The organism is Dolichospermum sp. UHCC 0406, assembly GCF_009712025.1.
In the GTDB taxonomy this organism is placed as follows: domain Bacteria; phylum Cyanobacteriota; class Cyanobacteriia; order Cyanobacteriales; family Nostocaceae; genus Dolichospermum; species Dolichospermum lemmermannii.
In genome coordinates this window covers 41,210-60,686 of sequence record NZ_VILA01000001.1, presented here as the reverse complement: position 1 = coordinate 60,686, position 19,477 = coordinate 41,210, and the positions used below count along the sequence as shown (strand labels likewise).

Genomic DNA, 19,477 nt, shown 5'->3' with positions numbered 1-19,477 from the left:
TTAGTTGTCAGTTAGTCGGTTGAGATATCGTTCAATCAGGAGAATGGCTACAATGTCATCTATTGGCCTGGGCGGTTGACGCAAACCCTTGGGTAATAGTTTGATGATGCCTTGGGGTGGATACATCTGCCAATAGCGATCGCGTGCCTGTAAAGTGGAATAACGTTCATCAACCAAAATGATATTGGTGGGTTTACTTAATTCTTGATTAAGTTGCTGTTTCCACTTTTTAGCTGTTGTTTGATCTCCCATGACAATTAAGGATACTGGGAATCTTTGCAGTTGTGTTTCAATATTAGCGATCGCCTCATTTGCCAATACAACTTGATGAGAGAATATTTGTCTATCCAATCCCATCACGGCAATCCCACATTTATCACGACCAGGATCAAATCCTAAAATTACAGGTTGTGTATTAGTCATTGGTCAGTTGTCAGTTGTCAGTTGTCAGTTGTCAGTAGGGGCGAAGCATTTGGAAGATAAATTATCGGTAATTGCCAAAAATAGTTCTCCAAATGCTTCGCCCGTACAGTTGTCAGTTGTTAGTAGGGGCGAAGCATTGGGAAGATAAATTATCGGTAATTGCCAAAAATAGTTCTCCAAATGCTTCGCCCGTACAGTTGTCAGTTGTCAGTTGTCATTGGAAAAATTCTTTCTCCCCCTACCTCCCCTACTTCCCCTACCTCCCCTACTTCCCCTACCTCCCCTACTCCCCTGCCCCCTGCCCCCTTGCCTACTTTGTCAGGTGCTAAAAAGAATTTGTCCATTCAAAATGGCTACTAATTTGACTCTTAGCGGACCTACAGTATAAGTATTTTCTGCGGCTACGGCTTTAATTTCTACTTCCTGTTCCGTCTGCTGTAATTGGGTAACAAAGCGCGGAAAAGTGCCTTCTATTTGGACACTTTCGACAATTCCCGCGTTCCGGGCGCGAAATTGAGAAGCGGAAATTAGTAAATCTAGGCGTTGACGCATTTGTTCAGATGTCATATTTTTTAAATCCGCTGTAGTAGTAGCCAGCACTTCACCTGATGAAAATACGAGTTGATTTCTCGCTGCGTCTGCAAAGAATTCTATTTGCTTTTCACCTCTGACATAATTACCTGCGGAGAAAATTCGCACTACATATTCTCGACCATCTTTAATTTGTGCAATTAACTGCTCAACTTTATCTTTGGGAACACGGAGTATTTCTTTATTTACTGGTGTACCACCAGGTTCAGTTAACTGAATGTTGGCATTGCGGTTAGCTTCCTGGAGAATTTGCATAATTGCCTGATGTGCCGCATCAGGCTTGTCCACAGTAATTAACCCTGCGGCTATCACTTGACCTTTCACTAAAGCTAGTTTACCCAAGCGGAGGTCACGGTAGGACTGATAATATTTTTCTAGTCTGGCTACTTCCTGCTCTAAAAATTGTTGTTGTTTCTCTAATTCTTTCAAGCGAGATTCTCTAGTAATAATAACTTCTTCCCGCTGTTTAATTTCGAGATTACGATTTTGAATAAGTTTATCTAATTTAGCAATTTTGCGATCGCGTTTTTCAATCACCGTCTTTGCTTCATCAATAGCTTCTTTAGCTTGGGCGTATAATCTTTTTCGTTCCGTCTTTAACTCTTCCACCGCCGTTTGTAATGTTTGTCGCTGATTGTAAAGAGTTTGTAATTCATTTCTAGCTTGTTGATACTGAATCACAATTCCCCCAAGACGACTTTGAGTTTGATTAAGTCGGGCTTGAGTTTTAGCTTGCTGGTTCAGAGTGCGATTGAGTTGGGCTTGTGTAGCCTTTTGTTTAGTATTTGCTGCCTGTAATGATTTATTAATTTTCTGTAATTCTTGTTGTGCCTGACTTTGTTCTTGTCTGGCTTGATTTAACTCACTCTCTACCTGGCTTTTTTGCGCCTCTGCGGTTTTTAGTTGTTCCCGCTTGTTACCCAAATCTCTTTGAATATCCTCTAACTCAAATACGCCCTTTCGCAATCCGCCATCAGCCGCAAATAGGATTGCCAAAGTTGATGCAGAAATTAGACCACCTGTAAAAATAGTGACAATTACAGCAGTTTTTTTCGGACGTAAATTGAAGAGTGAGAGACGAGCTTTGCCAACTCGTGTGCCGATGCGATCGCCCACGGTGGCAATTACGCCTCCCAAAATGAGAATTGCTGCAATCAGAATGTAACCGGTGGTCATTTTTAGCTACCGTAATGCTGACTGATCCAGCCTACTATGTTTAACCATTGTCTGTGGGTAAATGGAGTTAGGCAAAAGTAGAAATTATCCAATTTTGAGATCTTCCTCCAAATTAACGGTTGAATCTCTACGGTAGTTGTTCTGCTTGGAGAGATCCCAAGACCGCACTACCTCAAAAATAGAACCCGTGCCAACTCCATTCCCCCATAACTTCTAAGTAAATTGCTTACTTAAAGCAACAGGTTTATGCACAGTAATCTTCTTTTTATGGATTGTAATCATTTTCTTCTCGCGTAAATCTCCCAGCAGTCTAGTGACTGTCACGCGAGTAGAGCCAATTGCTTCAGCGATCGCCTGATGGGATAACTTCAGATCAATGGTAATGCCATCAGCGCAAGGAACGCCAAAATCTCGACAAAGAATTAACAAGAAACTAATTAACCTTGAACCCATATCCCGGTGAGCAAGAGTTTCAATCATCATCTCCGTCTGAAGAATCCGCGAAGAAAGACCTCGCAGCATTAACATGGATAATTCTGGATTTTCCTTCAGTGCCTGTTCGACTTGTTCAATTGGGGCTGAAAGTAATTCTACAGTGGTAAATGCCACTGCATGATAAAATCGATCAGACTTATTCCCTGTCAGCAACGACAGCACGCCAAAAACGCTATTCTCCCGGAGCAGAGCTACCGTTATTTCTTCTCCTGCCTCATAGACTCTCGACAGTTTTACAGCACCCTTGAGAAGAAAATAAACTCGTTCGGCAGGATCTCCCGGAAAGAAGATCGTCTTATTCCGTTCAAATGTTTCCACGACTGGAGGAAAAGCCCCCGTTGCCATTTGACGAAAAACATTTGCTAGGGCTTTATCTTGTGTCACTATCATTTTCTCCCTTCCCCTACCCAATGCCAGAAAAACAAAAACTAATTACCTAAGAATACACCTGAAAAATCAATAGATCATCATTAAATTTTCTGTTTTTTCCTATACTCAAACGCGGAATTCCTAGTCTTTCGTTTATAATGATACATAATTGTTGTTCCGTTTAGCTAGTAATTATTGATAAGTAGTTTCACTAATTATAGTCTCAAGGTTTTGCCTCTAAAAATTGCCAATTTCTTGAGAATTTTTGTGAACATGGTCATGGTTTTTTGGGGGCTTACTGCTTATGCTTGGAGTATTTTGGAAAATCTCTAGCCCAACACAGTCAAACTAGACTCAGATTCTAGTATGCTCCTAATGATGAATTACATTAGCAATGTTTATGCTGAATCTATCTGGAAAAAATGCCCTAGTTACAGGTATTGCCAACAACCGTTCTATCGCTTGGGGAATTGCCCAACAACTGCACAAAGCCGGGGCTAATTTGGGCATTACCTACTTGCCAGATGACAAGGGTAAAATGGAAAAAAAAGTTTCTGAATTGGTAGAACCGCTCAGTCCTAGCCTATTTTTGCCCTGCAATGTTGAAAATGACGAGCAAATTCAATCTACTTTTGAAACCATCCGGCAAGAATGGGGGAAAATAGATATTTTAGTGCATTGTTTGGCCTTTGCAAAAAAAGAAGATTTGACTGGAGGTTTTAGTCAAACTTCTCGTTCTGGTTTCAATACAGCTTTGGAAGTTAGCACTTATTCACTGGTACAGTTAAGCGGTGCAGCCAAACCTTTGATGACTCAAGGCGGAAGTATTATTACTCTTACATATTTAGGAGCAGTTAGAGCAATTCCTAACTATAATGTCATGGGTGTGGCTAAAGCTGGTTTAGAAGCCAGTGTTCGTTACTTGGCCGCAGAACTCGGTCCTGAAAATATTCGCGTCAATGGCATTTCTGCAGGTCCCATTCGCACCTTAGCATCTTCAGCCGTGGGTGGTATTCTAGATATGATTCATCATGTTGAGCAAGTCGCCCCTCTCCGTCGCACCGTTACTCAATTAGAAGTAGGGAATACTGCGGCTTTCTTGTGCAGTGATTTAGCCAGCGGTATTACTGGACAAATCCTGTATGTAGATGCAGGTTATGAAATTATGGGAATGTAGTAACAGGCAGGAGTCAGGAGTCAGGAGTCACCGAGTCAGGAGTCACCGAGTCAGGAGTCAGGAGTCAGGAGTCAGAAAGAAGAAAGAAGTAGGGAAGAGAAATATTCCTTGGCAACTGACAACTAACAACTGACAACTGACAACTGACAACTGACAACTGACAACTGACAACTAACAACTAACAACTAACAACTGACAAATGACCAACAAACAAACTTCTCGGATAGCTTCAGTTCACCGCACTACTGGGGAAACAGATATTTACGTTACTATCAATCTTGATGGTACAGGGATATGTAAAGTTTCTACAGGTATTCCTTTTTTAGATCATATGCTCCATCAAATTGCTTCCCATGGGCTTTTTGATTTGGATATTCAAGCTCAAGGTGATTGGGAAATTGATGATCACCACACTAACGAAGATGTGGGGATTACTTTAGGACAGGCTTTATTCCAAGCTTTGGGTAGTAAAAAGGGAATCGTCCGCTTTGGGAATTTTCTTGCGCCTTTAGATGAGGCATTAGTGCAAGTTGCTTTAGACTTCTCTGGTAGACCGCATCTTAGTTATGGTTTAGAGATTCCTACTCAACGGGTGGGAACTTATGATACCCAGCTAGTGCGGGAGTTTTTTGTGGCGTTGGTGAATCATAGCCAAATGACGTTACATATTCGCCAATTGGATGGAATTAATTCCCATCATATTATTGAAGCTACATTTAAAGCCTTTGCTAGAGCAATACGAATGGCGGTGGAAATTGATTCCCGACGGGCAGAAACAATTCCTAGTTCCAAAGGTGTGTTTTGACACTCCCCGGTCTAAAGACACAGGGATTCTTGGTTCAACGAGACCACTTAAACTAGACTCCTTGCGTTATCCAGCCCAGAGGTGGGACTCTCCTCAAGCGTTAAAGCCTCGACTCCGCTCGGCTTTAACCCTGAGCGAAGCCGAAGGGTTAACTTTCGGTCTGCCCGACCGTAGTTGCATTGCTGCAAGTCCTGTTTAACTAGAAACGATTTGTTTCAAAATTCTGATTCGTGTTTCGACTTCGCTCAACACAAGTCTAGCTCCTATAAATCTTTTACCTACTGCGAGGAGGAAACTAGAACAATGCAATAGAACCGCATAGATTTAATTGTCAAGGTACAGATTACCGTTAGGCAGTTAGGTTTTTAGACAGGTTGATTACCTTTCCTGTTGATTGAGATTATAACATCAAATATAATCAATTTTTGACATACTCACCGACCTGAAGGTGCGGGGAAACACTTGACACTTCGCCAGAACACGCCACAAGTGGTCCTATCGTCCCTCCATGTCCGTTTAAAGTCTCCCAATGCCCTATGGCGACTATGACCAAATTTTAACATAAAGCCGTCCTGGAAGGACGGGGCTTGTGTCCCGTCTTTTCGGTCACTGGGGGATAAATCCCCAGAAGGCTTTCATTCCCGGCTTAAAAGACATCAACACCTAAAAAATTTTGGGATTTTTAGGTGTCAATTATGGGGTTTTCACCCTGTTTTCTTATAAAAATCCTCAGCATCGGTTAATCTATTAGTTAGCTCTAAATAGTCAGTAGTTGGTAGTTTCATCCCCATGAATTCTGTTGTAGACAACCCCGATTATCAACAAAATCCCCTAGATAAAAAACCCGTAGTCCTGACTTCTGAATTGCGAAAGGTCTATCGCACGGGATTTTGGCTCAATCAAAAAGTTGTATCGCTCAAAAACTGTTCTTTACAAGTGTACCCAGGAGAAACCTTTGGTTTGTTGGGTCCCAATGGTGCGGGTAAAACCACGCTGTTAAAATTGTTGCTGGGAATTATTCGCCCTACATCTGGACGGGGATTATTGCTAGGTAAACCCATAGGCAACGCTAAAGTCAAGCAGCATATTGGCTACCTCCCAGAAAATTCCTATTTATATGAATATCTGAGCGGTTGGGAATTTTTGCAGTTGACAGCGGGTTTATTTCAAATTCCCCAAAAGTTACAACGTCAACGCATTCCCCAATTGTTGGAATTAGTGGGGTTATCTCAATCTGATGCTCGCAAAAAGCAAATGCGGCGCTATTCTAAAGGGATGCTTCAGCGTGTGGGAATGGCACAGGCTTTAATTAATGATCCAGATTTGGTTTTTTTGGATGAACCCATGTCTGGACTTGATCCGCTGGGACGTTACCAAATGCGAGAAATTATTCTTTCGCTGAAAGCATCTGGTAAAACCATATTTTTTAATAGTCATGTGTTGAGTGAAGTTGAACAAATTTGCGATCGCGTGGCTATTCTTGCTCAAGGAGAATTAATCTGTTGCGGTTCTCTCAGTGAACTTTTAGGGAATCAAAACACCTATCATGTTAAAGGTCAAGGCGGAGACGGGGAAATCTTGAAAAAATGGATAGGTAATTTAGAATTTGGGGCTGATGGTTCTTGGCAGGGTATACTCCAAGAAGATTATTATGATTTTCTGTCTAGTTTGAGATTAATGGGGGGAAAAATTATCACTATGAATCTGTCACGTCAATCTCTAGAAGAGTTTTTTATCCATCAAATTCAAATCCGAAATCATCCCCTTAATTAGCACAAACAACTAGAAAATAAGAGGAATGAATCACCCATAAGTAGTAATTTTTGCGAATTATTTGATCATTCTAAAAATCAGTTACTTATGTGTTAATACTTCCTGATCAATTTAGGGCTATGACTGTACTATCAGTTGATAAATTTGTTGTTAATATAGGATCGAAAATTGTTATAAGTTAGGAAACTTAACCTGCAAAAAGCACTGAAAATATTTCCTAACCTCAAAGAAGATTTAAAATCAAATTCCTTACGCAACAAATTATTTATGTCCGGAAAACTAAAGATTTATTAGAAAATAAAATTGTTGAGTCACTACGATTCTTCAGTATACTCGATGTTAAAATGTTTCCGAATAACTCTAAATATCGCCATTTTCAATTCTCAGGTAAATATGCTTAATAAAGATTTGTGTAAATTTCTCACCCACTCAACGATGGGTTTAGCATTGTTAACAACAGTGAATATCATTTTGCCATCTGTGAGTTTGGCACAAAGACAGCCAGTAGCATCAACATCCAGTAGTATCGCTACAGATTATTTATTAGGCGGCGGCGATCGCATCCGTGTTAATGTATTTGAAGTACCAGAATATACAGGTGAATATCAAGTCCCTCCCGGTGGTTCAATTAATATGCCTTTAATTGGCAGTATCCCTGTTTCGGGACTAACCACAGAACAAGCTGCTGATACAATCGCCAGAAAATATGCTCGCTTTCTCAAACGTCCCCTGATTTCCGTCAACTTATTATCACCACGTCCCATCAATGTATTTGTTGCGGGAGAGGTAACAAGACCAGGTGCTTATACCCTCAGCTTAGAAGGAGGAGCAGGGAATAACCCCGGTGTCCAATATCCAACGGTATTAGCTGCATTAACCATAGCCCAAGGTGTGACACTGGCAGCAGATGTAACTCAAGTACAATTACGCCGCAAGGTAGGACGTTCTGGAGAGCAGACAGTCTCCTTGGACTTAAAGGAATTAACGCAAACAGGCAGAATATCCCAAGAGATTACTTTACGAGATGGAGATACCATCGTTGTCCCCACAGCTACCAGTTTGAATGTGGCTGAAGCCCGAAATTTATTTGCAGCTAATTTTGCCGCTAGTCAAACTTCACCCCGCTCAGTGGTGGTAATTGGTCAAGTTTACCGTCCTGGTTCTTATCTTGTTACTGCTGGAAATGCAGGTGGAGCAGAGGGTGGTGGTGCTGGTGGTGGTTTACCAACTGTAATGCGGAGTTTACAACTAGCAGGGGGAATTACGTCCATTGCGGATGTGCGGAAGATTAAATTACGCCGTCCTACCCGAACTGGTACGGAACAAACTATAGATATTAATCTATGGGAATTACTACAAAGCGGTGATATCAATCAAGACATTGTGGTGCAGGATGGAGATACAATTGTCATTCCTACAGCTACGGACATTAGTGCCGCTGAATCTACCCAATTAGCAACAACTACTTTGTCCCCAAATACTATTGAAGTGGGTGTAGTGGGTGAAGTCAAAAAACCAGGAGCAGTAAAACTACAACCGAATAGTTCTTTAAATCAGGCATTATTAGCGGCTGGTGGTTTCAATGATAGTAGAGCTAGTAAAGGAACTGTAGAATTAATTCGCCTCAATACCAATGGTACAGTTACTAAACGTCCAGTTAAAGTGGATTTAGCTAAAGGAATTAATGAGGAAACCAATCCGATCCTTCGCAACAATGATGTTGTCATAGTTGATCGCAACGGTTTAGCTAAAACTGGTGATAGAGTTAATACTGTAGCTGGTCCTCTAGGTACTATTTTGGGGATTATCAGACTATTCACTACTGGATTTTAGAGATCTCCGAGAATTAAATGTACGTGACTTGAAACCCTTGTAGAGACGTTCCATGGAACGTCTCTACGATCTTTTTCGGGGATGTCTATTATACATCTGAGTTTATTTTTTCAGCAATTTATGATTAGAGGTGTAGCGATCGCCTATAATGCGATCGCAGGTTTATCATTTTATAGTTACTGATTGGGAAATTACGCACTTAACCCATTTTAATTTACTGCAAGCTATAACCCTAATAATCAATTCTGCCCAAAGCTGAAGGAGGAGAATAATTCAATGGACCCAATAATTTTTATCATATTTTTAGCTCTAGTAGGTTATGCCTTGGCATCTGCAAAGATGGTAAATCAAGGGAATGTGGCCTTAGTTGAACGCTTGGGGCGGTATCATCGCAAACTTAATCCGGGAATCAGCTTTATCGTTCCTATTCTTGATCAGATTGTGATGGAGGATACAACCAGAGAGCAGTTGTTAGATATTAAACCCCAAAATGTCATTACTAAAGACGGAGTTTACTTAGAAGTTGATGCAATTCTTTACTGGCGGATTAAAGATATTGAGAAAAGTTTTTATGCCATTGATGATTTACAAACTGCCTTATCTAACTTAGCCACAACTACCCTCCGGGAAAATATCGCTCAGAATTCTTTAGAGGATACTAATATGTCTAGAGACGAGATAGACCGAAGCATATTAGGCGTATTAAATTCAATTACAGCCGCTTGGGGAATTGAAATTATCCGTTTAGATATTCAGAGCATCACTCCACCGGAAAGTGTCCGCAAGTCAATGGAAGCTCAACAAAACGCACAAATTAAGAAAAAGTCAGCTATAGAAGCCGCAGAAGGGGAACGACAAGCGGCAGTTAAACGAGCGGAAGGAACTAGAACATCTATAGAAATAATTTCAGAAGCCTTGCGGAATCATCCTGAAAGTAAGGATATTTTAAGGTATCTTGTTGCCCAAGATTATGTAGATGCTAGTCAAAAATTAGGTGAAAGCAATAATGCCAAAATTGTCTTTGTAGATCCTGCTAACTCAACAGAAATGTTTCAGGAATTGATTTCTGATTCAGTACAAGAAAATCATGGTAAAGCCAATGGCAATGGCAATGGCAATGGTAACGGTAACGGTAACGGTAACGGTAATGGTAATGGACTTAATTAACAACTAACAACTGACAACTGACAACTAACAACTGTACGGGCGAAGCATTTGGAGAACTATTTTTGGCAATGACCGATAATTTATCTTCCAAATGCTTCGCCCCTACTGACTCCTAACCTTCACGATAAATAGCATCTGCTACTAAAGTAACTTGTTGCATTTCGTGAACATCGTGAACTCGGAGGATATCTGCACCATTGAAAATGGCTGCACAACAGGCTGCGGCTGTTCCCCAAACTCGCAATTTCGGATCTGGTTGATTAAGAATATTACCTATAAAACTCTTACGAGATGCTCCCACCAAAATTGGAGAATTAAGTGTTTTTAGTGATTTTAAGCGGCGAAAAATTTCTAAATTCTGGTCATGGTTTTTAGCGAAACCAATACCAGGATCAATAATTATTTTATTTTTGTCAATTCCCAAAAGTGTAGCCTTTGTAATTTGCTCAGATAAAAAGTTATAAATATCAGCAATTAGATCTTCATAATCAGTACATTTTTGCATAGTTTGGGGAGTTCCTTGGATGTGCATTAAGACAATCGGCACATTTAAACTAGCAACAGTTGGCAACATTTGGGGGTCAAATGTTCCAGCAGAAATATCATTAACTATATCTGCTCCAGCGATAATTGCTGCTTTAGCTACTTCTGCTCTAGTTGTATCTATAGAAATAGGAATATCAATAATTGGACGTAGCAACTCCAAGACAGATAGCACCCGCTCAAGTTCTGCTTCTAGGGATATTTGTTCTGCCCCTGGACGGGTTGATTGTCCACCAATATCAATAATATCAGCACCAGCCGAAACCATTGCTTCTGCCTGGGTTAAAGCCGCTGAGGTGGTGTTAAATTTACCACCATCACTAAAACTATCCGGGGTGACATTCAAAATTCCCATGAGATAAGTCCGCTTTCCCCAGGTAAAACAGTGATCTCGGATAGTTAAGTTGTTAGACATGAAATTTTTTAACTTTTAATTGATGTATCCCCAATCCCCAATCCCCATTATTGATAGTTGACAATTCTGGCAAAACTATCAGCTTTTAGACTAGCGCCACCAACGAGAGCGCCGTCAATTTCTGGTTGTGCCATAATTTCATCAATATTATTCGGGTTGACTGAACCGCCATATTGGATAGGAACTAGGGGATTAGTTAATTGACTGCGAATTAAGCCAATTACCCGATTTGCTTCCTTGGATTCACAGGTATCACCAGTACCAATTGCCCAAATTGGTTCATAAGCAATAATTAGGTGAGTTTGATCAATATCTACCAAGTCTTTTTTTAATTGGTTGCTAATTATTGATTCTGTTTCCCCTGCGTCTCGTTGTTGTTTAGTTTCCCCAACGCAAAGAATGGGTGTGAGTCCATGCTTTTGGGCGGCTTTAAGACGGAGATTGACAGTTACGTCAGTTTCTCCAAAGAATTGCCGTCTTTCACTGTGTCCAACAATGACAAAACGCACACCGATTTCTGTGAGCATGGGGGCAGCAATTTCGCCTGTATATGCTCCATGTTCTTCCCAGTGGACGTTTTGTGCGCCCAAATTTACACGGCTACCATGTAAAGATTTGGACAGCAGGCTTAAGTCGGTGAAGGGAGGACATAATACCACTTCTCGTTCTGAGGGGGTTTCCTCCAGGTGAGGCAAAAATCCGCTTAAAAATTCTGCGGATTCTGCCTGGGTTTTAAACATTTTCCAGTTTCCAGCAATAACGATTTTCCGCACAGGTGATTTAATCAAGATTTTAATGCTACTAGATGCACTTTTCAATGTACTACTTTTTTAGGACTATTCACTAAGCAGAATTCACTGAGTCACAGAAATAGTCGTCAGTAGTAATATAGGCTGATGGTTGGTTTTTTAACTTAGATAGAGTTTTTGTATGAATCAAAAATTAAGTTATTTGCCAAAATTAGGTGAGCAGTTGCGCTTGATTACGTAAACGCAACTACTAAATTAAACTAACTGCAAACCAGCTTTTGCTTCTTTAGCAATTGCCTCTACTTCGTCATTTACCAAGGTTGCTAGAATAGATTTAGCTTCATCACTACCCAAACGAGTTAAAGCTTGTACTACTCTGTAACGTACTTGCCAATCTGGATTAGTGCTGTATGGAACTAGGAGAGGAACTGCTGTTGGATCTCCCAATTCACCAAAGGAACTAATGGCCGCAGTTTGAATTAAGCCATTATCGGAAGCCAGTGCTTGGGTAAGCAATTCAAAGGCTCGCGGATCTCCTAATTCTCCTAATGTCGCAATAATGCTAAACTGTACCAGCCATTCTGGTGTTTCTTGGTAAAGCTGTTGCAAGTCTTCAAAAGCGTCATGTAATTTCAGCGCACCTAAACAGTCTGCTGCGGCTGCTTGAACATCTGCTTCTGGATCATGAAGTAAACCTCGGAGGATATTCAAGGATAATGGTAAATCCTGTGTTCCCAGGGTATCCATTTGACTTACGGCCGAATAACGGACACGCGCACTTTTATCCTGAATGGCAATTTGGACTAATTCTAAACCGATTTGTGGTTCTAGTTCCCGAATTTGATTGACTGCACGCAAGCGATCGCCTAAATTGTCAGAACGCAGTAATTCTCTTATACTATCAGCAGACACACTCATTTAATTGTCCTTTGTCAGTTGTCAGTTGTTAGTAGGGGCGAAGCATTTGGAAGATAAATTATCGGTCATTGCCAAAAATAGTTCTGCAAATGCTTCGCCCGTACAGTTGTTAGTTGTCAGATAATATTTCTCTCCTTTGCTACTCTGCGGCCATAGTGCGAATAATATCACCACGAGTTAGAATACCAATTACCTTACCCGCATTGTCAAGGACTGGGAGACGATGAACTTTGTGATCTTGTATTAATTTTGCTGCTTCTCTTAATGGTTTATCAGGAGAAATAGTTAGGGGATTTTTACTCATAACTTCCCCTACGGTTTGTCCTAAAGCTTTATGTAAATCTCGTTCATAGGTTGCAGGATTTTGTAAATAAATCACACTATCCAAAATCATGATATATGCAGGGGGAGTTATACCAGTTTCTTGCCACATCAAATCTGTTTCTGAGATAATTCCGACTAATTTACCTGCGTCATCAATTACAGGTAAACCGCTAATTCGTTTTTCTGTCAGAATTTGGATAGCTTCTTTTAAGGGCGTTTGAGGATGGACAAGGATAGGATCACGACTCATTACGTCAGCAACGGTTTTAGACATTTTTTTACTTACACCTTTTATAAAAGTCTTTTTAACTATTGTAGGAAATTATTGGTAACAAATAAAATACAGTTAATAGATTGTTACTTTTCATTTTCAAAATAAACGTTGTTTTTGTTGAAAATAGGAATAATTTCCCCAGCCGACCCAAAATCAATTAAGATAGCAGTGGCATCATTTTGAATCATGAAAAACTACTAAAGCCTCCCCAATTTGCCGAATATAATTAACTGCTTCTGTTTCTGATAATTTCCGTCTTTTAACTAATTTTTGTAAGCAACCATAGTTTACAGATGCCCCAAAGAAAATATTTATGTTTATTTTGGCATATTCAGGTATAATTTGGGTAGATGTGTTGAATTAATTTGAGGTTAATAAAAAAATGACACAGGAATTCATAGACCTCAGAAATAGTATTTTAGAACAACGTTATGCAGATGCTTTAGGTATTATAGATGAGTTAGAGGGGATGGGTAGACAAGCGATTTTAAGAAATATTCAATCCTTCTTAGTTAGATTAATGATTCATCTTATCAAGAATCAAGTAGAACAACGGTTAACTAATTCTTGGGCAAATTCAATTCGTGGTTCAATTCGAGAAATCAAGAAAATGAATTTGCAGGATAATAAAAATTCTTATTATGTCAAGATAGATGAATGGGACTTAATCCTAGAAGATGAATTTGAAGAAGCTATTCGTGATGCTAGTGATGAGGTAATGAATGGTATTTATAGTCCATTTAAACTTGCAGAAACAGTAGATAAAGAACAGATAATTAATCAATCAGGAATTCTATTGAAATTGACTTATGAATATTCAGTGAAGGAATTACCAGCAGTAATTGATGATTATTTAACTCAGTTACCTGGTGGTGAAGATTGGAAGTTAGGGAAAAGATGAAGCAAATTATAAATTACTACATCCCTACAAATGTAAATTCTAATTTATCAATTTCCCTGATGATATTTTCTCAAAGCCGCAATAATTTCCCCATTGGCTTCTGGAAAAGTAAAATTATCCAATTCATCCAAACTTACCCAGCGAATTTCATCACATTCTATGGCTTGAGGAACACCCGCTAAATGTTGAGAATGATGAACCGTCAAAGTCACCCGCAAATGAGCATAAGTATGATCAATAGTAATTAAATGTTCTCTAACTACAATTTCTATACCCAACTCTTCCGAAATTTCTCGTTTAATACATTCTTGAATAGTTTCACCAACTTCAATTTTCCCCCCTGGAAATTCCCATAAACCACCCATTGTACCTGTAGGAAGTCGTCTATCAATTAAAATCTGTTTTTGGTCATTCCAAATAACAGCAACACCAATAATTTTATGAGGAATAGAAGAACTACTTTCATTCATATAATTACTCAGTACCAATAAATAAAAAAACTCAGTAGACTAATTATATATCTACCGAGTTCATATTTATTTTGAGAATTTTGCTAAGAGGGTGTTTGATGTATTAATAAATTAAATAAAAAATAACCCTTGGATCATAATCAAAATTATTGTAAAAAAAATAGTTGAGAATATCAAGTCCTGAAATGAACGTTTTTAGGGGCAATTATTGAGAATATTCTCAAGATTATTGACAATAGAGAGGAATGCGCTTTTTTTTGAAAATCTGATTGAAAAAACTTATAGGTTTTGGAAAAAACCATAAGTTAAAAAGTAGTTGGGTTGACTGGAGAAAACCCAACTTGCTAATTATCAAGTTACGGTAATCATCATACCTGCACTTTCATTCCCTAATCTATCCACAGCACAGACTGCATAAGTTCCTGGTAGAACTGTCGCAAAGGTAGTACCAGCGGATAAAATGCGTTGAATTAGCCAATTATTGCTATTTTGCAAATACAGAGTCCAAGAACGCACAGGTTGATCATCTCCTGCTTCCCAGTTTAATTTACCATCCATAAACTTGAGGTTTTTGGGAGGTGGTGGCGTAATGGAACTTTGCCATGACATAGTGGGAATTAAGGCAGGTGTGGGATAATAGGTTTTAAATTGGTCAGCGATGCCTTGGCGATTTTCCTGAATGCCAGTCATACTAAAAAAGATATTACCTAAAGACAAATTACCTGCTAAATTCCGAGAAATCTGAATTTGCTTGGCAATTTCGCTATTTTTCCATTCCTTACCATCTAATTGTCCGAGATTATTACCTGCATAGATGTGACGCTGTTTAGTATTGATTTCGGTCCACCATTGCAGTAAAGTTTGATAGGCTTGTTTGGTTTGGTCAGTACGCCAGTAGAGTTGAGGAGCAATATAATCTATCCAGCCTTGCTGTAACCATTTTTTAGAATCTGCATAGAGGACACTGTAGGCATCTAAACCGACAATTCCCGCAGGTTCTCCAGAACGATAAATACCAAAGGGACTAATTCCAAACTTTACATGAGGTTTGGTGGCTTTAATTCCTTGAGAAAGTCGCAATACCATTTGATTGACGTTTTCGCGTCGCCAATCTTCTATATTTAGTTTACCCCCACTGGTTTGATATGCTGCGTAGGTTTTATGATCAGGAAAAGGTTGACCAGATATGGGATAGGGGTAAAAATAATCATCTAAATGAATAGCATCTAAATCATAACGACGGACAACATCAATAATGACGTTGTATGCTCTGTCCTGAACGACTTTTGCACCGGGGTCCATCCATTGTTGAGTACCCCATTGATAAACAACTTCGGGGTTTGTAACTGCAATGTGGGGACGAACGGTAGAAACTTGACTATTTGCTCTAGCACGATAAGGATTAAACCAAGCGTGTAATTCAATATTGCGTTGATGACATTCGGCGATCGCAAACTCCAAAGGATCATAAAATGGTGATGGGGCTTTTCCCTGAGTTCCCGTTATCCAAGCACTCCAAGGTTCTAATTCCGAAGCATATAAAGCATCACCTTCTGGTCTTACCTGCAAAACTAAAGCATTGAAATTCAAAGCTTGTAACTGTTTAATAATCGCTAATAATTCGGCTTTTTGCTGTTCCACAGCCAGTCCCGGTCGAGAAGGCCAATCACTATTCCATACAGACGCAACCCAAGCCCCCCGAAATTCCCGCCGATGATTTAGCTTAACAGTATGAGCAGTGGTAGGTTTAGGGATGGTTGGAGGAACAACAATATAATCAGTCGGGATTTTTTCCGCTTTTCCTAAATATACTAAAGCCTGATAAACCATTACTGCGACTTCTGCACGAGTAGCGGCTGTTTTGTAATTAAGTATTTTTCTGTTCGGATAACTAACTACCCAACCAGCACGAGTTGCTAACGCGACTTGATTAATCCCATAGTAAGGAATTAAAGATCCATCTTGATAAATTTCTGCTAGTTTACTTACTAAATCTAGGTCAACTTGACCAGCAAGTTCTAAGCCATTGACCATTGCTACTAAAGCATCACCTCTAGCAATACCTTCATCTATCCCAAACCGCCGATTTGGATAACCCGTTAAAAATCCAGTTTCATAGACCTTTTTAATCGCGTTTATCGCCCAATGCGTCTGGGGAACATCTACAAAAGGTACATATTCCCGTTTGACAGGCAGGGAAAAAATTGCAGCGATAATAGCTGCAAATTCAGCCCGAGTCACAGGGTTATTAGGGCGATAAGTTCCATCAGAATACCCGCTGAGAATTCGCCGTGCTGCTAAAGCTTCAATAAACCCTTGGGACCAATGACCTTGAATATCCGAGAATCTTATAGAACTAGATACCATATTGAATGAGATAGTTGCATCCTTTGTTAATTTAGCAATATTTAAGTCATAGCTGCTAAGGGACTTCCGGGAAATAAATTATCCCAATAAATAAATGAACAAACGAACCACAGAGGCACAGAGAACACAGAGAGAGAAGAAATAGAGAGGGTTTTTGCGTTAGTTTTGGGACATTTTTTTATTTGGAAGTCCCTAATGACAGTAAAGAAAAATTCCTCAAACTCCTCCTCTCTGAGCCTCTGAGACTCTGCGTGTTAGCGAAGCGGGGCGAAGCCTAAAAAAATTATCCCTTCCTCCCAACAGCAACACAATAAAGAGCAGCATGACGTTCTCCATCAATACCCAACATAGCATTCAAACCCAGATCATGAAATCCACCAATACAAAGACTGTCCAGCCCCAATTGCCCAGCCATTAAGCAGATATTTTCAGCTTGATGACCAGCTTCTAAAAGTGCAAAGCGGTAGCCCCGCGCCCCATATTTGCCCATTGAACGCATAAAAACCGATGTGAATACAAACAGAGCATTGGCATTGAGAATGTAATCTTGCTGCAATAATGGTTCTACAAAATCTGTTGGGACTGCATCATTTACCCAATGTAACCCGTGTCCGCGAGGTTCATAGTGATATAGTCCGCTAACCAAACCTGCTACCGCTTGTGTGGATACGAACACCTCCAGAGGATAAAGTCCCCCCGCAGAAGGAGAGTTACGAGCCTCATAGCATTGACCATCCACTTCCCGCAGTCCGTTGAGTCCACATCCTGAGTCGAGCAGTTGAGCTAAGGCGACAAGTGGCATTACCTGATGCTCAAATAATCGCACAGAAGTACGTCGCGCTAAAAGCTCAGACAGCGGGTTATCACGTGGTGCTTTTGGCAATTCCAGAAAAGGAGCTTCTGGCAGATATCGCAGTTCAGTAGCCGGAACCCGCTTAACATAACTTTTAGGGACTGGAGAGTTTAAATGATAGAGAAGAGCTAACTCCAGAGGTTCATTGGCTGTGTGCATTGTGCTAATTTCCTCGTTTTAACAAACTATCACCTATCAGCATTCAACTATACTCAACACGGCTTAATTATTTGATTTAAGCGGGTAGGGGTTTAGCATTGCTAAACCCCTACAAATCTAGTAGTCTGTCAATCCAAAAATGACGGACTGTAGTGTGAGCGTCTCGCTCACGCGGGCAAGATGCCCTGTAGTGTGAGCGTCTCGCTCACGCGGGCAAGACTTGTACTGAGCTTGTCGAAGTATGCCCGCACTACCAAAAACCCGTCAAAATAAATTTGACAGACTACTAGGTTTTTTGTGATTTTACAAAAGTCCATGTCCCAACCGTTTTGAGTATAGTAAGCTAATTCTGGGTTTAATCAACAACCCGCTGACGGCTGTTTTAAGCCATAGGATGTGGGCAGGGATTTAAGTCATTTTCGGTCCGTCCGCCACCATAACCCAACCTTTCTGGGACCTCGAATAACCGCCGAGTCCCCAGTGGTTCTTGTCCATAACCAAAATATATAGGGACTATTTCACTGGCTAAAGTCCGCACCACTCGAAAACCAAGAGAGGCGATATCAGGGGCAGTAATTTCCACTACATAAGGTTCAACACCTACTGAATTTAACTTGGCAACTACTGATTGCAAATTCTCTGCTTCAGACTCAGATTCATAAGTTGGTAAATATTCAACTTGGCAAGATTGGTCATGGTGAAATAGAAAATCCAACTCACCTAGCCGAGCCGTCGTGTAAAAGAAAGCGTTGTGATCATCTAAATTCTGAATATCACTATATTGATGGAGATTAGCCCCAGCGCCAGTTTTCATCCGTTCTATGTCACCAAAGCGAGCTTGACAAACTTCAAAAACTGCCTTGTGGAAAGCCGTTGGTGCATCAAGATGACATCCCATACCAGTGGACACAGCGGGACCTTTGCCCGAACGGTCAATTAACATGGCCATGAAAACTGGGACTTGAATATCAGTAGTTAACTCGAAGACAACTAACTCAATGCCAAAGCGGGCATAGTGACGGGCAATTTCCGTCTCAATTCCTGGCAGGTGGTCGAAATAGATGCGCGGGGCAGGGAGGCGATTTAACCAGGTAATGATGAAAGCATCACGCTCAATTAATTCACACAAACCCCGGTAGGCAGCAAACTCCCAAGATGGTCCACTAGCCATACCGTTAGAACTAACAGGTAAAATATGATCTCCTGGTTGGTCGCCACCCCAGTCTAAATAAACCAAGAAGGCTGGAACTAAAACCTGTTGCTTACTGGTTAAGGAAAGGGCATTCATCCACGAAGTCTGCGTTGTGGGATTAAAGGCCGGGAAAGGGAAAGTTGGGTGAGAGTATTGTTGGTCAGAAAAAGGAGAAAAAACGGTCGAAGGGACGGCACGATTACCTAATTCTTCGTAGCTACTAACAATTATTTGCCGATAATCAACAATACCACCGCAGTATCTTTCTATAGCTTCGCCCACAGCCCCAAAAATGGCTTGTTCATCCGTCATGCCCCTACCGACACCGTAGCGTAAATCATCAGACTGTTTACGAAGCTGAAAATTTGCTAATTCGGCTTGCCACAAAACGGGAAAATCGAACTCTGTATAAGGCTTGGTGAATCTATCTAAGGAGCGGATAACGCCAGTATGGGGGCTGACTAGATCTTGCCAACGGGGACGTGCAATCGCTGTATTCACTG

At 40.5% G+C, this 19,477-nt stretch carries 20 protein-coding genes; 9 read left to right on the top strand and 11 right to left on the bottom strand.

The window, feature by feature from the left end; translation table 11 throughout:
• Positions 1-423 (bottom strand): pre-16S rRNA-processing nuclease YqgF, encoded by a 423-nt coding sequence (locus FJR09_RS00280; protein WP_015080074.1) that lies wholly within the window; start codon positions 421-423, stop codon positions 1-3.
• 7 nt (positions 424-430) lie between these two features.
• Here FJR09_RS00280 and FJR09_RS00275 point away from each other — a divergent pair, with 7 nt between their 5' ends.
• Together FJR09_RS00275 and FJR09_RS24865 are read left to right on the top strand one after the other, a co-directional pair.
• Positions 431-571 (top strand): hypothetical protein, encoded by a 141-nt coding sequence (locus FJR09_RS00275; RefSeq protein WP_235081801.1) that lies wholly within the window; start codon positions 431-433, stop codon positions 569-571.
• On the top strand, positions 516-752 hold the full coding sequence (locus FJR09_RS24865; protein ID WP_235081800.1) for a hypothetical protein: 237 nt from the start codon (positions 516-518) through the stop codon (positions 750-752). Before FJR09_RS00275 ends, FJR09_RS24865 begins: the two co-directional genes overlap by 56 nt.
• Here FJR09_RS24865 and FJR09_RS00270 read toward each other — a convergent pair.
• Positions 742-2,190, bottom strand: a complete 1,449-nt coding sequence (locus FJR09_RS00270; protein WP_168652866.1) for a DUF3084 domain-containing protein — start codon at positions 2,188-2,190, stop codon at positions 742-744. The two genes, FJR09_RS24865 and FJR09_RS00270, sit on opposite strands and share 11 nt — an antisense overlap.
• 213 nt (positions 2,191-2,403) lie before the next feature.
• A complete protein-coding gene (gene ntcA / locus FJR09_RS00265; protein ID WP_015080072.1) occupies positions 2,404-3,075 on the bottom strand; it encodes a global nitrogen regulator NtcA in 672 nt (223 codons plus the stop codon).
• Between the two features lie 379 nt (positions 3,076-3,454).
• On the opposite strand from ntcA, the gene fabI reads away from it, so the two are divergent.
• From fabI to FJR09_RS00235, 6 genes are all read left to right on the top strand, one after another.
• On the top strand, positions 3,455-4,231 hold the full coding sequence (gene fabI / locus FJR09_RS00260) for an enoyl-ACP reductase FabI (protein ID WP_015080071.1): 777 nt from the start codon (positions 3,455-3,457) through the stop codon (positions 4,229-4,231).
• A complete protein-coding gene (locus FJR09_RS00255; protein WP_168652867.1) occupies positions 4,212-4,364 on the top strand; it encodes a hypothetical protein in 153 nt (50 codons plus the stop codon). The genes fabI and FJR09_RS00255 overlap by 20 nt, the downstream gene beginning before the upstream one ends.
• A 66-nt stretch (positions 4,365-4,430) precedes the next feature.
• Positions 4,431-5,036 carry an imidazoleglycerol-phosphate dehydratase HisB gene (hisB, locus tag FJR09_RS00250; RefSeq protein WP_015080070.1) on the top strand — a complete coding sequence of 202 codons (606 nt, stop codon included), beginning with the start codon at positions 4,431-4,433 and terminating at the stop codon, positions 5,034-5,036.
• Between the two features lie 789 nt (positions 5,037-5,825).
• The gene (locus tag FJR09_RS00245; protein WP_015080069.1) at positions 5,826-6,809 is read left to right on the top strand and encodes an ABC transporter ATP-binding protein; all 984 of its coding nucleotides are present in this window, start codon (positions 5,826-5,828) and stop codon (positions 6,807-6,809) included.
• A gap of 393 nt (positions 6,810-7,202) precedes the next feature.
• Positions 7,203-8,642, top strand: a complete 1,440-nt coding sequence (locus FJR09_RS00240) for a polysaccharide biosynthesis/export family protein (protein ID WP_015080068.1) — start codon at positions 7,203-7,205, stop codon at positions 8,640-8,642.
• Positions 8,643-8,918: 276 nt separating this feature from the next.
• Complete coding sequence (locus tag FJR09_RS00235) at positions 8,919-9,809, top strand: SPFH domain-containing protein (RefSeq protein ID WP_168632959.1); 891 nt, start codon at positions 8,919-8,921, stop codon at positions 9,807-9,809.
• 112 nt (positions 9,810-9,921) lie between these two features.
• Here the strand turns inward: FJR09_RS00235 and folP are convergent, their stop codons facing one another.
• The 4 genes from folP to FJR09_RS00215 all read right to left on the bottom strand — a co-directional run bounded on the left by folP (position 9,922) and on the right by FJR09_RS00215 (position 13,032).
• Positions 9,922-10,767 (bottom strand): dihydropteroate synthase, encoded by an 846-nt coding sequence (gene folP / locus FJR09_RS00230; RefSeq protein WP_168651563.1) that lies wholly within the window; start codon positions 10,765-10,767, stop codon positions 9,922-9,924.
• A gap of 47 nt (positions 10,768-10,814) precedes the next feature.
• Complete coding sequence (gene tpiA, locus FJR09_RS00225) at positions 10,815-11,540, bottom strand: triose-phosphate isomerase (RefSeq protein ID WP_015080065.1); 726 nt, start codon at positions 11,538-11,540, stop codon at positions 10,815-10,817.
• A gap of 231 nt (positions 11,541-11,771) precedes the next feature.
• The gene (nblB, locus tag FJR09_RS00220; protein ID WP_015080064.1) at positions 11,772-12,434 is read right to left on the bottom strand and encodes a phycobilisome degradation protein NblB; all 663 of its coding nucleotides are present in this window, start codon (positions 12,432-12,434) and stop codon (positions 11,772-11,774) included.
• Between the two features lie 139 nt (positions 12,435-12,573).
• Positions 12,574-13,032, bottom strand: coding sequence for a CBS domain-containing protein (locus FJR09_RS00215; protein WP_168652426.1), 459 nt, complete (start codon positions 13,030-13,032; stop codon positions 12,574-12,576).
• A 382-nt stretch (positions 13,033-13,414) separates the two neighbouring features.
• On the opposite strand from FJR09_RS00215, the gene FJR09_RS00210 reads away from it, so the two are divergent.
• Positions 13,415-13,933 (top strand): DUF29 family protein, encoded by a 519-nt coding sequence (locus tag FJR09_RS00210; protein ID WP_168651564.1) that lies wholly within the window; start codon positions 13,415-13,417, stop codon positions 13,931-13,933.
• A 47-nt stretch (positions 13,934-13,980) separates the two neighbouring features.
• On the opposite strand, the gene mutT is transcribed toward FJR09_RS00210, so the two are convergent.
• The 4 genes from mutT to FJR09_RS00190 all read right to left on the bottom strand — a co-directional run bounded on the left by mutT (position 13,981) and on the right by FJR09_RS00190 (position 19,475).
• A complete protein-coding gene (gene mutT / locus FJR09_RS00205; RefSeq protein WP_168651565.1) occupies positions 13,981-14,403 on the bottom strand; it encodes an 8-oxo-dGTP diphosphatase MutT in 423 nt (140 codons plus the stop codon).
• A 351-nt stretch (positions 14,404-14,754) separates the two neighbouring features.
• A complete protein-coding gene (locus tag FJR09_RS00200; protein ID WP_168652425.1) occupies positions 14,755-16,770 on the bottom strand; it encodes a family 10 glycosylhydrolase in 2,016 nt (671 codons plus the stop codon).
• A 283-nt stretch (positions 16,771-17,053) separates the two neighbouring features.
• Positions 17,054-17,782: a SagB/ThcOx family dehydrogenase gene (locus FJR09_RS00195; protein ID WP_015080057.1), complete on the bottom strand. Its 729-nt coding sequence runs from the start codon at positions 17,780-17,782 to the stop codon at positions 17,054-17,056.
• A 382-nt stretch (positions 17,783-18,164) separates the two neighbouring features.
• Positions 18,165-19,475 carry a YcaO-like family protein gene (locus FJR09_RS00190; RefSeq protein WP_168652424.1) on the bottom strand — a complete coding sequence of 437 codons (1,311 nt, stop codon included), beginning with the start codon at positions 19,473-19,475 and terminating at the stop codon, positions 18,165-18,167.
• Positions 19,476-19,477 lie beyond the last annotated feature (2 nt).